Source organism: Actinosynnema sp. NPDC023794, assembly GCF_040639675.1.
GTDB lineage: Bacteria > Actinomycetota > Actinomycetes > Mycobacteriales > Pseudonocardiaceae > Actinosynnema > Actinosynnema luteola.
The window spans coordinates 1-12232 of the sequence record NZ_JBFAFR010000035.1; the positions used below are offsets into that span (position 1 = coordinate 1).

11 protein-coding genes are annotated in these 12232 nt (G+C 70.1%); 9 read left to right on the forward strand and 2 right to left on the reverse strand.

The window, feature by feature from the left end:
* Positions 1 to 243: 243 nt before the first annotated feature.
* A complete protein-coding gene (locus tag AB0H12_RS38920) occupies positions 244 to 2043 on the reverse strand; it encodes a rhamnogalacturonan lyase (RefSeq protein WP_499629972.1) in 1800 nt (599 codons plus the stop codon).
* 1110 nt (positions 2044 to 3153) lie between these two features.
* Here AB0H12_RS38920 and AB0H12_RS38925 point away from each other — a divergent pair.
* The 4 genes from AB0H12_RS38925 to AB0H12_RS38940 all read left to right on the forward strand — a co-directional run bounded on the left by AB0H12_RS38925 (position 3154) and on the right by AB0H12_RS38940 (position 6484).
* Positions 3154 to 3996 carry a glycosyl hydrolase 53 family protein gene (locus AB0H12_RS38925; protein WP_499629974.1) on the forward strand — a complete coding sequence of 281 codons (843 nt, stop codon included), beginning with the start codon at positions 3154 to 3156 and terminating at the stop codon, positions 3994 to 3996.
* 24 nt (positions 3997 to 4020) lie between these two features.
* Entirely contained in the window at positions 4021 to 4392 is a 372-nt protein-coding gene (locus tag AB0H12_RS38930; protein WP_499629976.1) for a hypothetical protein, read from the forward strand.
* A 603-nt stretch (positions 4393 to 4995) separates the two neighbouring features.
* On the forward strand, positions 4996 to 5205 hold the full coding sequence (locus AB0H12_RS38935) for a hypothetical protein (RefSeq protein WP_499629978.1): 210 nt from the start codon (positions 4996 to 4998) through the stop codon (positions 5203 to 5205).
* Positions 5206 to 5239: 34 nt separating this feature from the next.
* Positions 5240 to 6484, forward strand: a complete 1245-nt coding sequence (locus AB0H12_RS38940) for an alpha/beta hydrolase (protein WP_499629980.1) — start codon at positions 5240 to 5242, stop codon at positions 6482 to 6484.
* 21 nt (positions 6485 to 6505) lie between these two features.
* On the opposite strand, the gene AB0H12_RS38945 is transcribed toward AB0H12_RS38940, so the two are convergent.
* Positions 6506 to 7819 carry a phenylacetate--CoA ligase family protein gene (locus AB0H12_RS38945; protein WP_499629982.1) on the reverse strand — a complete coding sequence of 438 codons (1314 nt, stop codon included), beginning with the start codon at positions 7817 to 7819 and terminating at the stop codon, positions 6506 to 6508.
* A 207-nt stretch (positions 7820 to 8026) separates the two neighbouring features.
* Here AB0H12_RS38945 and AB0H12_RS38950 point away from each other — a divergent pair, with 207 nt between their 5' ends.
* The 5 genes from AB0H12_RS38950 to AB0H12_RS38970 all read left to right on the forward strand — a co-directional run bounded on the left by AB0H12_RS38950 (position 8027) and on the right by AB0H12_RS38970 (position 12232).
* Positions 8027 to 8176, forward strand: a complete 150-nt coding sequence (locus tag AB0H12_RS38950) for a hypothetical protein (RefSeq protein WP_499629984.1) — start codon at positions 8027 to 8029, stop codon at positions 8174 to 8176.
* A 91-nt stretch (positions 8177 to 8267) separates the two neighbouring features.
* A complete protein-coding gene (locus AB0H12_RS38955) occupies positions 8268 to 10307 on the forward strand; it encodes an NAD(+) synthase (protein ID WP_499629986.1) in 2040 nt (679 codons plus the stop codon).
* The gene (locus tag AB0H12_RS38960; protein ID WP_499629988.1) at positions 10304 to 11239 is read left to right on the forward strand and encodes an NAD(P)H-binding protein; all 936 of its coding nucleotides are present in this window, start codon (positions 10304 to 10306) and stop codon (positions 11237 to 11239) included. Before AB0H12_RS38955 ends, AB0H12_RS38960 begins: the two co-directional genes overlap by 4 nt.
* 34 nt (positions 11240 to 11273) lie before the next feature.
* A complete protein-coding gene (locus tag AB0H12_RS38965; protein ID WP_499629990.1) occupies positions 11274 to 11723 on the forward strand; it encodes an NUDIX domain-containing protein in 450 nt (149 codons plus the stop codon).
* Positions 11723 to 12232, forward strand: coding sequence for a hypothetical protein (locus AB0H12_RS38970; RefSeq protein ID WP_499629992.1), 510 nt, complete (start codon positions 11723 to 11725; stop codon positions 12230 to 12232). The genes AB0H12_RS38965 and AB0H12_RS38970 overlap by 1 nt, the downstream gene beginning before the upstream one ends.

Consider the following 12232-nt stretch of genomic DNA (forward strand, 5'->3'; position numbering starts at 1 on the left):
GCGGCGAGCGCCTGACCCACGCCGAGCAGGCCCAAGCCGACGCCCGCCGCTCCGGCCGCGCTCACGCTGAGGAATGTCCGTCGTCGCATGGTCATCGTTGACTCCTTGGTGCAGGGGATGGTGACGGGTGTCGGGACAGGGGCGGATCCGCTGCCGGGTGCGTCCGATCGGCGGTGGGACGCACCCGACAACGGGGGTCGGCGCTCCTGCCGTCGAGAAGGCAGGAGACCGTCGTGCGCGGTGTCAGGGGGTGAGGAAGCTCGCGTGGGGCGGCTGGTTGTAGGCGGTGTTCTGCCACGCGACGGCCAGCCGGTACTGGCGGTCCTGCATCAGCGACGGACGGCTGATGGTCGTCGGGTCGGTGGTGGAGTAGATCCGCAGCGCCCGGTTGTCGGTGGTGCGCCAGATGACCTCCTCGCGCCAGTCGCCGAGGATGTCGGCCTGGAGCACCGGCGTGGACTTGGTGCCGTTGTTGGATGCCACCCCCGAGCCGGTCAGCAGCCGGGTGTCGCCGCCGGTGCCGTACTTGGCGATCTGGGTGCCGTCGAGCAGCTCGCGCTGGGCGTCGCCGTCCCACCAGATCACGAAGTTCTGCGAGCCCGGCTTGCGGGACGCGACCTGGCCGCCGTTGGCCGCAGTGCGCAGGCCGCCGACCGACGAGGACCAGATCTCCGCGCCGGGGTTGCCCGCCCAGACGTCCGCGGCGACCCCGCGACCGGTGTCGCAGTTGCAGACCGGCGCCCGGTAGAGGAACGCGCCGGTCCGCGCGTCGTGCACGTCCATCGCCGGCGAGCTGGTCCACTCGTGCACGTTGAACACCTCCAGACCCGGCCTGCCCGGCACCAGGTCGCTCACGTGCATCGCGTCGCCGTGCCCCAGACCGGTGCTGTACATCAGGGCGCCGTTGTCGTCGATCGTCGCCGAGCCGTAGACGATCTCGTCCCGACCATCGCCGTCCACGTCGGCCACGGACAGGTTGTGGTTGCCCTGCCCGTACGCGCCACCACGGCCGGAGTCGTAGGTCCACCGCCGCGTCAGCTGACCGCCGCGGAAGTCCCACGCCACGACCACAGCACGGGTGTAGTAGCCGCGCGCCATGATGATGCTCGGCCGCGAACCGTCCACATAGGCCGTCGCGGCGAGGAACCGGTCCACCCGGTTGCCGTAGTTGTCACCCCAGTCGGCGACGTTGCCACGTCCCGGCACGTAGTTCTCGGTGTCCAGGATCGCGCCGTCGGTGCCGCGGAACACGGTCAGGAACTCCGGGCCGCTCAGGATGTAGCCGCTGGCGTTGCGGTGGTCGGCGCCTGCGTTGCCGATCACCTGGCCGGTGCCCGAACGGGTGCCGTCCGCGGTCTTCATGACCACCTCGGCCTGGCCGTCACCGTCGTAGTCGAACACCTGGAACTGCGTGTAGTGCGCGCCCGAGCGGATGTTGCGGCCCAGGTCGATCCGCCACAGCCGACGACCGTCCAGCTTGTAGGCGTCGATGATCGTGTTGCCCGTGTAGCCGGCCTGCGCGTTGTCCTTGGCGTTGGTCGGGTTCCACTTCAGCACGATCTCGTACTGCCCGTCGCCGTCCAGGTCGCCGACGCTGCCGTCGTTGGCCTCGTACGTGAAGCTGCCCGACGGCGTCGAACCACCGGCGGGGATCTGCAACGGTACGTCCCTCGTGCTCGCGGTGACACCCACCTCACCACCGCCGTGGGCCGACATCAGCAGCGAGCCGTCCGCCGCGGCGGCACCCGCCTGTTCGACCCCGTTCACCACCGGGCGAACCGTGTAGATGGTGCTCGCCGGCGCGCCGTGGTCCTGGAAGTTCGTCCGCGCGGGGGGAGTCGACGTCACCTTCACGCCGTCGCGGTAGAGGTTGAAGGCCGTGCCCGGCGCGTCACCGGCCAGCAACCGCCAGTTGACGAAGTTGCCCTTCCCGGTGTGGACGCTGATGAGGCCGCGGTCCAGTCTCTCGGCCTGCGGGAGGTCGGGTGCGGCGCCCGCGGTCGGGTACGCCACGGCCCCTGCCACGAGGACCGAGGACGTCACGACCAGCAGTGCACGTATCAACGTTGATCTGTGCATGGCAGATTTCCGTTCGTCGGAGTTTGTGCTTCCCACGGCGGCGGACTGTGGACGGCGGAGGTTCAGGTCGTCACGAGGAACGCGTCGTCACGGGAGCCAGCGGGTGCTGATGACCGGAGCAGCGGCGTCCGCCCCGAGGAGCACCCGACACGTCGTGGCACTTCCCGGACCGTGAGTCGACTCGGGCTTCGGCTCCTCGACGGGTCGGGTGTCAGGGGCCAAGGCGTTCGATGGCATCTGCGATGCATTCCTTGTCGGGCAGGGACTGAGGGAGTTGCGGCAGCGGACAGGCCCAGAGGCGCTGTGAACGTGCACAGTAACTGGCCTCATCACGTATGTAAACATGCCAACTTCGTTGATATTGCTGGACAACAACGCCGACCAGCGCTGTGCACGTTCCCATGCAAACGTCCATCTGGACTAGTCTCGACGCGGCGAACGGCGGCTTCCGTCGAATGTTCGACAGCACGGCACCGCAGTTCCGCCTCGCGTGCATTGATCGATCCAGGTCTGTCGACCCGATCCGGTCGACAGTGCCCCGGGGGCCGCTGGAGCCGGGGTGTCCGCCGGTCGACGGGGAGCCTTGATGTAAACGTTTACTCTCGGGTAGCTCGAAGGCGAAGCTGGCGAGCTGGTGGCAACATTCAGTGGCTACAAGGCGTGCAGTTGCAAGCGCTGTTGACAGAGACGGACGATCCCCTAAGCTGAGTCCGGGAGGCGCAAACGTTTTAACCGCTGGCCCTGTCTACCGCTGTGTGGTCGGACGGCGGTCCGTTGACGCAGTCCTGCTCGCAAGGAGGCGATGCGTGACTCTGTTGGAGAAATCGATGCTCGGGTTGTCCTCGTCAGTCCGGGGTCGCGCCTAGCCGGTCCTTCGGTCGACAGGCTCCACGCCGCAGTTCGCTCTTTCCCTGCGCTGCTGCCGCGCGTTGTTGTCGGGCTGCGCCGCAAACGGCCTGCCCTGGGCGCAATTGCTTGCGCCGGCACAGCGAACCCGCGGAACCGCGACCCCGACCGTGCACGTGCACAGTCCCGCCGCCGCACCCCTGCACGCACTCGATCAAAGAAGATCGAATGACCGCGTACGGCACCGGCCGCGCCACGAACGACAAGTCAACCATCCCTGCCGGCATCTCGCGGCGCAGCGTGCTGCTCGGGGCCGCCGCCGGTGCGGGCGCGCTCGCGTTGGGCGCGGACGCCCTGGCGCCGGCGGCGGAGGCCGCGACGTTCGTGAAGGGCGCGGACATCAGCTGGATGCCGCAGATGGAGGCGAACGGCTACTACTGGAACAACAAGTCGGGGCAGCGGCAGGACTTGTTCACGATCCTCAAGGGCTACGGCATCACCGCGATCAGCCTGCGCACGTGGGTCAACCCCTCCAGCAGCCCGGCGAACGGGCATTGCAGCATCGAGGAGACCGTGCGGATGGCGGCGCGCTGTCGGGACGCGGGCCTGCAGGTCCTGCTCGGGTTCCACTTCGGTGACACGTGGAACTCCGTCGGTGTGCAGAACCCGCCCGCCGCGTGGAAGAACATGAACTACAGCCAGATGCGGGACGCGTTGCGCGGCTACGTCGACCGCTCGCTGAACCTGATGAAGTCCGCCGGCGTCACACCGGGCTGGGTGAAGATCGGCAACGAGCAGAACAGCGGCATCTGCAAGCCGGTCGGCAGCATCAGCAACCCGGCCCAGATGACCGGACTCCTCAACGCCGCGTACGACGTGTCCAAGCAGGTCTTCCCGACCACGCCGGTGATGGTGCACCTCGCCCAGCCGCGACGTCGGAGTCGTGACCGGCTGAGCCGGCCACCGAGCAGCGGCGCGGGCATCCCGGGGCGACCGGGGTGCCCGCGCCGGCGGCGTGAACGCGTCAACCGCGCCCTTGAAACGCCGTCAGGAGAGGTACATGAGCAATAGACGCCTGACCGCGTCCTCACGGGTGTGACGACGCCGGCCACCCTGGTGTCCGCAGGTCTGGTCGCGGGAACCAGCGTGGCCGGCGCGCTCTTCGGCACCGCCACCATCAAGCCGATCGAGAGCAACATCGCCGCCAAGCCGTGGGCCTCGGCGACGGCGGGCAGCGGCTCGTCGACCGCCGGGCTGGCCATCGACGGCGACCTGTCGGCCAAGTTTCGACGAACCGCCTCGAAGACCAAAGACGATACCCGCTGGTTCATCGGTGAGCTCCGCAAAGAACTTGAGACGTGGACGAATCGAAAGTCGCGACGTGTCAAGAACGGTCGTGTTCCGGAATGCCTGACCCTGACCACGAACGTGGTGGGGCGTCGTCGCGCACATCGTCGAACCCGGTGACCGGATCGGGCGCGGCCGTCCGGCCTCTGCGCGCGTGCCGCACCTGACGATCGTCGGTGGGCCGGGGCGGGGCAAGACCACGATCGCGCAGTTGCTGTGCCAGGTGTACCGGGTGGTGTTGCCGGCCGACCGGCCCGCGCACACCCTCGGCCCTGACGTGCCCGGCTGTTGGCCTAGTACCAGAGTCACCTGAACATGCTGGGCATCCCGATGCATCAATGCAGGCGGTGCCCGGCGCGGCCTGCGCCATGATTATCCGCCACGTGGTGGCGCGCGTTCCCCCCGACGCGCGACCGGCCACGGCCATCCGGTCGAAGTATCCCGGTAGGGCGTAGCGGCGGGTTCTGGTGCGGCGATGTCGCTTTCGGGGGGCGGGGTGGCTGTCCCACTTGGCGCCCGGGGAGGGCGGATGGTCCCGTTGTCCTGTGCGGTGGTGGTTGCCGGTCCGCCCGTTGTGCCACGTCGACGAGCGGCCGAGGAACCCGCTCGACCCATCCACCGCGCCGCATGACGACGTCGATCGGACGCTGCTCATCCTGTGCGCCAACGCTTCTCGGCACGCGACCGAGTCGATGTGTTCACCATTTCACCCTGGGGGCCGCTTTGCGTCGTGACCATTCTCTGCCTGCTCACGAGCAGCTGTTCGGAGCGCACGACTTCCGCGCGGTCGTCACCCGAACCGTGCCGCTGGACGCCGTGGCGCCCGAGGTGTTCGACCTGCTGCACGGGCAGGTCGAACGGGTGCGGAACGAGCCGGTGGCGGTCGACCCGGGGATCTTCGCCGAGGTCGCGATCGCGTGCCGTGTGCAGTGAGAGGGTGTGGTGGGTGGCGAGGGGGAGTGAACCGGTGCGCTACGAGTTCGAGGACTACTCCCTTGACCCGGCGCGACTGGAACTGCGTCGGGGTGACGAGCGGCTGCATGTGGAGCCGCAGGTGTTCCAGGTGCTGCTTCACCTGATCCGACACCGCGATCGAGTGGTGCCCCGGACGGAACTGCTGGACAGCGTGTGGGGCGACCGTTTCGTGAGCGACTCGGCGCTGGCGTCCCGCGTGAAGGCCGCGCGGCGCGCCGTCGGGGACAACGGGACGTCCCAGCGCGTCATCCGGACGGTGTTCGGCCACGGGTACCAGCTGATGGCCTCGGTGCGCGAGGTGCGCGAGGTGCGCAGCACCGTCGGCGCGCCGCTGGGCAAACCCGTGGTGTGGCCGCAGCAGCGGATCCGGTTCTGCACCTCGCGGGACGGCGTCCGCCTGGCTTACGCGCTGACCGGGTCCGGCCCGGTGCTCGTCCAGGCCGCTCGAGGCATGACGAACCTGGATCACGGGGCGCCGGGGGCCTCGGGTCACTGGCTCATGGGTCTTTCCGAACAGCACACCCTCGTCCGCTATGACGCGCGTGGCTGCGGGCTGTCGGATCGGGAGGTCGATCGCTTCGACCTCGACGACTGGGTCGACGACCTGTTGGCGGTCGTCGACGCGCTCGGTCTTGAGCGGTTCCCACTCCTCGGCGTGTCCGAAGGCGCCGCGGTCGCCGTCGCCTTCGCCGGCCGCTTCCCGGAGCGGGTCGAGAGCCTCGTCCTCTACGGGTCGTTCGCGCGTGGACGGATGGCCAGGGCCACGACCCAGCGGGAGAAGGAACTGGCGGCGTTCGACCTCGACCTCGCCCGGATGGGCTGGGAGCACGATGAGTCCGGGATCCGCCAGGTCTTCACGGCCAGAATGCTGCCGAAGGCCAGCCGTGAGGAGTGGGAGCAGTTTGACGAGGCTCGCCGCCTGGCCGTGTCGCCGGAGAACGCCGTGCGCATCGTCAACCTGTTCGCGCACGTCGACGTCCGTCCGGCGGCCAGGGCGGTGCGTTGCCCCGCCTTGGTCGTGCACGCCAGGGACGACCGATCGGTACCGTTGGCAGCCGGCCTCGAACTGGCGAACCTGCTGCCGGGGAGCGCCTTCGTCGCGATGCCCGGCGACAGCCACCTCCTGGCGGACGTCGATCCGGCCTGGTCGACGTTCGCGGGCGAACTCGGCGCGTTCCTCGGGGCGGCGGCGCGCAGGCCGCAGGACGGCTCGTCGTTACCGATCGGTGGGTGGTGACCAAAACCCCGGTCACCGACGTCAGGCGAACTTCGCCCGCGGTGGCGCAGTGGCGGGATCGGCGACGACGTCGATGACGAGCCGCCCGCGGTCCGCCAAGGCGCGGGCCGCGGGCCACGACCGCAGTGCCGCGAGGGCGTCGGTGGCGCAGTCGACACCTGAGTCGTCCGGCCGATAGCGGCACTGGAGGCGCAGGGTGCCCCCCACTTCGCTGAGCGACGCGTGGACGTGGGGCTGTGCGAGGTCGTTGACCGTCAACCCGCTCAGCGTCGAGCGGAAGTCGGCACGGCACACACCCTGTCGGTCGAAGGCGTCGTACAGGACCTGCGATGGGACGAGCACCGTCGCCGTCCCGTCGACAGACGCGGTGATCGAGGTCTCGACCCGGCCGACCCGGCGCAGCCCACCGACGTGGTCGGGGCGGCACGCGGAGGTTTCGTCGAGTACTTCGACGAGGTCGCCGGTCAGGTACTTGACGATCGGCTGGGCGATCCCGAAGGGGTAGAGCTCCGTCACGGCCAACCGCGCCGTGCCGGCCGTGACCAGCTCGTGGGAGTCGAGGGCGATGGCCTGCGCCACCAGTTGCGGGTCGAACTCCAGGCACCGGCAGTTCGGGCACACCAGCGCCTTCCCGCGGCACTCCGAGACGGAGAAGCTGTCGATCACCGCGCACTGCCAGTACTCGCCCAGCCAGGCACGCCGTCGGCGACCGGGGTAGCCGCCGAAGAGCCCGACGACCCCAACCGCGAAATCGGAGACCGGGACCCCGTTGTCGACGAGGTACCGGGTGAAGGCGTGGATGCCGACGACCCCGCCCGAGAGCATGGACACGCGGGAGGCGACCCCCGGGGCGGTGAACCGCTTGCGGAGCATCTGGATCGTGCGCTCGACGTGTTCGTCGTCCACAACGGTTCCCGGCACCCGCACCGCACCCGACGTGTCGACCCCGCCCACGCCGTGCCACGTGGACACGAAGTCCAGGCGCAGTGGCCTCACCGCGCCGGTCGCCGGACCTCCGGTCGTGGCCTTGGCGAACGCGCCGGCGAGGGTCCGCTCGCGCGCGGTGAAGTACCGGGTCATGGCCGATCCGGTCGAGCCAGACGAGAAGCCGACACCGACGATCTCGTCCCCGTCGTCGAGCATCGGCGAGATGTCCTCGCTCAGGTGGCGCCGCTCGGTCGGTGGCAGGGCGGCGAGCAGCGCCCACGCGTCGTCCGTGGCGCCGGGCGTGCCGAGATACCGGGTCCAGTGGTCGCGGTAGAAGGGGTGACGCGCGGCGTGCGACAGCGTCGGCCCCAGTTGGCGATCCCTGAACCCGCCTGATCTTGTCGTCATCGCCATCAGCGAATCAGCACCGGCGGAGTCGGGCCATGGAGATCCCGTGGAGATCCGTGGAGTTGCCACGAACCCGGATGGTCCATGGATCGAGGGGCACACCGGTGACACGCGCGGAGCTACCGTGCAGGAGCCATTCCCGACGCACCGGATGGTGCGCCGATGGCGCACCATCCAGTGCCAACGAGATCGAAAGGAGCCGACCTCATGGACAACAAGTCGCTCGACACCGGCGCGATCGAGTCCTACATCGCCGACACGACCGAGGCCGTCGGCCGGTTGAGCGCCCTGCAGGAGGTTCCCGCCGAACTGCTGCGCGAGGTCGCCGGCGGCGCGCTCGCGGAGCAGCCCTTCTAGACCAGGCGAGCGCGTGGGGAGGGTCGGCGGCTGCACGCGACGGCCCTCCCCTTTTCCGTTGCACTCGCGTCGAACGGGGGAGCCGAACCACATGGAACGCAACGAACCAGACCTCACCGGCCACGACCTGGGCTACCTGCGCCTGGCCGCGGTATCGCCGTCGGTGCGGGTGGCCGACGTCGCCCACAACACGCGGGCCACCGTCGAGGCGCTGGAACAGGCCGCCGCTCGCGGCTGCCGGCTCGTCGTGTTCCCCGAACTCGGGCTCACCGGGTACACGTGCGCCGACCTGTTCCACCAGGAGGTGCTGCTCAACGCCGCGGAGCAGGGACTGCGCGAGGTGCTCCGAGCGAGCCGGCGGCTGGGCGTCGCGGCGATCGTCGGTCTCCCTGTCCGGGTGGGCGGACGTCTCTACAACTGCGCCGCCCTCGTGTCCGGCGGTCGGCTCATCGGTGTCGTGCCCAAGGTCTGCCTGCCCACCGCGGGGGAGTACTACGAGCAGCGCTGGTTCACCTCCGGCGTGCTGCGGACGCAGGACGAGCTGGAGATCGCGGGCAACCACGCGCCGTTCGGCGAGGACATGGTGTTCACTGCGCGCAACCTGCCCGGGTGCACGATCGGCGTCGAGATCTGCGAGGACCTGTGGACACCACAGCCGGCGAGCGGCCGGTTGGCGCTCGGCGGCGCGACGATCCTGGCCAACCCCTCGGCGAGCAACGAACTGACCGGCAAGGCCCGCCGCCGCCGCGAGCTGGTCCGCCAGCAGGCCTCGCGGTGCGTGGCGGCATACGTCTATGCCGCGGCCGGTCCGGGCGAATCCTCGACCGACACCGTGTTCGGCGGCCACTCGATGATCGTCGAGAACGGCGTCACCCTGGTCGAGGCGCGCCGGTTCGGTTTCGAGACCGAGCAGATCGTGGCCGACGTCGACCTCCAGCACCTCGGCGGCGAGCGGGCGCGGAGTTCCGGGTTCTCCTCCGCGACCGGCGGGCCGCTGCGGAGGGTCGAGTTCGACCTGCCGCGGCCGGACGTCGACGCCCCCGCCGTCGGGGCGCTGCGACCGGTGCCGTCACGAACGCCGTTCATCCCGGAGGACCCCGATGAACGGGACGAGCACTGCTTCGAGGCGTTCACGATCCAGACCACGGCGCTGTGCACGCGGCTGCGGCACCTGGGCGCGCAGCGATCCGGTCGCGCCGGGCCGGTGGTGAGCATCGGCCTGTCGGGTGGCCTCGACTCGACCCTGGCCCTGCTGGTCGCGGTGAAGTCCTTCGACCGACTGGGCGTCGACCGGCGGGGTGTCGTCGCGGTCACGATGCCGGGCCCGGGGACGACCGGCCGGACGCGGCGCAACGCCGAGGCGCTGGCCGGGCTCCTGGGCGTCACGTGCGAGGTGATCCCGATCGAGGAGTCGATCGAGCACCACTTCAGGGCGATCGGGCACTCCGGACGTCACGACTCGACGTTCCAGAACGCGCAGGCGCGGGAGCGGACCCGGGTACTGATGGACGTCGCCGGTCTGCACGGTGGTTTCAACCTCGGCACCGGAGACCTCTCCGAGCTGGCGTTGGGCTACTGCACGTTCAACGGCGACCACATGTCGATGTACCACGTCAACGCCGGGGTGCCCAAGACGCTCGTGCGGCAGCTGGTGGAGTGGTGTGCGGACAACCTGTTCGACGAGGAGACCGCGGCGGTCCTGCGCGACATCTGCGCCACGCCGAGCACCGCGGAGCTGCTGCCGCCGACCGCGGACGGACGACCCTCGCAGAACACGGAGGAGATCGTCGGCCCCGACGAACTCCAGGACTTCTTCCTGTTCCACGCGGTGCGCTCGGGGTCCTCCCCGATGAAGGTGTTCCGGCTCGCGGAGCGGGCGTTCGACGGCAGGTACGCACCCGAGCAGATCCTCAAGTGGATGGGGATCTTCTACTACGCCTTCTTCACCAGCCAGTTCAAGCGGTCGGCGATGCCGGACGGACCGAAGGTCACGGCGGTCGGGCTGTCGCCGAGGGCCGACTGGCGCATGCCGAGCGACGCGGTCTCGACGCTGTGGTTCCAGGAGATCGCGGACCTGCGCGTGCTGTCCGGCCAGGCGGGCGTCGACGACGCCACCCGGGCGGCGGTGTGAACGCGGGCAACGGGCGGACGCTGCTGGTGGCCGGCGCCAGTGGGCACCTCGGGCGCCGGGTGGTCGAGCTGCTGCGGGCCGACGGGACGGACCAGGTCGTGGCCACGACCCGCTCGCCGGAGCGGGCGGACGACCTCCGGCGTGCCGGCGTCGAGGTCCGCTTCGCCGACTTCGACCTGCCCGATTCCCTTGACCGCGCCTTCGCCGGTGTCGATCGCCTGCTGCTCATCAGCACCGGTTCCGATCCGACCCGCCGGCGTCGGCTCGCGCGGCACCGGGCCGTGATCGCGGCGGCGCAACGCCGCGGCGTTGCGCACGTGGTCTACACGTCGATCAGCTCGCCTCGGCCGTCGTCGGAGCCGTCGCTGTTCGACGACCACTGGCGGACCGAGCAGTGCCTCGCGGATAGCGCGCTCGACTGGACCGTGCTGCGCAACAACCTCTACGCCGACCAGTTCTTCGACACCCTTCCCGCGGTGCTCGTGTTCGGGAGGTTGACCACCATCGCCCCTGCCGCACCGGTCGGCTACGTCCTCCGGGACGATTGCGCGCGAGCCGCCGCGGCGGCGCTGTCGGCCGAGGCCGGCGGCCGCAGGGTGCTCGACATCACCGGCGGCGCGGCGATCGACCGGCAGACCATCGCGACGGTCGCGGGCGAACTGTGCGGCCGGGAGGCCGTCGCCGTGGCGACGGAGCCGGCGGTGCTGCGGCGAAACCTGCTCAGGATGGGGCTGTGGGAGCACGTGGCCGACTCCCTGATCGACATCGAACTGGCGGTGGCCGAGGGCCGGCACGCGGTCGTGAGCACCCACTTCGAGGATCTGACCGGGGAGCGGCCCCGGGGTGTGCTCGACGCGCTCCACGAGAACCTGCCGGCGCTCCTCGCTGGTTGTGCGGCGTTGCAGCGCCGCACAACCCCTGCCAGGCCGTGACGTGCTGACCTTCAGCGAGCGAGGAGACCGCCTCGTGCGCCTGGACCGCGTCGATCAGGACGCCGATGCCGAGCGCTTCGGGCGGATCACGCTCGCGCTCGTCATGCTGGGAGTCCCCGGCGGGCTGGTGCTCGTGCGCAACCGCCGGCGCGACTGCTGGGAGCTGCCCGGCGGCCTGCGGGACGCAGGTGAGTCGCCGGCCGGGTGCGCGAGCCGCGAGCTGTGGGAGGAGACGGGGATCGGTCCCGTCGCCGTGCGCCTCGTCGCGGTGATGACCCTGGACCTCCAGCCCTCACCCCGCAATCCGTTCCGCCGCGAGGAGTGCGGCGCGGTCTTCCGGTCCGAGCACCCCGCAGTGCCCCTCGAGTTCGAGTCGCCGGAGATCGCGGCCGTGATCGCGCGGCCTGCCGACCGCCTGCCCGCGCGGACAGGCGAGTTGGACAAGCACCTGGTCCGCACGCTGTGGTCCGACACGGAGCGGTGATGCTGGAACTCGACGCCCTGCTGCCCACGCAGTCCGGTTTCCGCCTGCCGTTGGCGACGCGGCGAGCGATGGTGGCGCACGTGCGGCGAGGTGGCGACTTCCGCGAGGTGCGGTCGCCCGCAGGCCGGCACGCCCCGATCGTCGTCGACCGGTTCCCCGATGGGCGTCTGTTCGTGCGGGACGGGCTGCACCGGGTGACGGCGGTCCGCCACGGGCGCGAGGAGCGTCGGCTGTGGACGGGCGAGTACCGGATCTGCGACATGACCTATCCGATGTACACGACCGCGGACGTGGCTGATTCCTGGTTCACGCCGTTCGACCCGCGTGCGGAGGTCCGGCTCCCCGACATCGCCGCGTTCAAGGCCAGGGTCGCCGCCATGCTCGCCGAGGGCAGGGATCCGCACCAGTTCATCCGGTCGAACCGGTGGCAGTACTGCCGGGCTCGACGGCCGACCGACACGTTCGAGTCGCTCGCCTGCCATTGGCTGATCCCCGACACCGACGGGTGA

Excerpts from the sequence above, each read along its gene's own strand:
- AB0H12_RS38925 (WP_499629974.1), top strand. The coding sequence starts at position 3,154 with ATGACCGCGTACGGCACCGGCCGCGCCACGAACGACAAGTCAACCATC.
- AB0H12_RS38945 (WP_499629982.1), bottom strand. The coding sequence starts at position 7,819 with ATGACGACAAGATCAGGCGGGTTCAGGGATCGCCAACTGGGGCCGACG.
- AB0H12_RS38950 (WP_499629984.1), top strand. The coding sequence starts at position 8,027 with ATGGACAACAAGTCGCTCGACACCGGCGCGATCGAGTCCTACATCGCC.
- AB0H12_RS38955 (WP_499629986.1), top strand. The coding sequence starts at position 8,268 with ATGGAACGCAACGAACCAGACCTCACCGGCCACGACCTGGGCTACCTG.
- AB0H12_RS38970 (WP_499629992.1), top strand. The coding sequence starts at position 11,723 with ATGCTGGAACTCGACGCCCTGCTGCCCACGCAGTCCGGTTTCCGCCTG.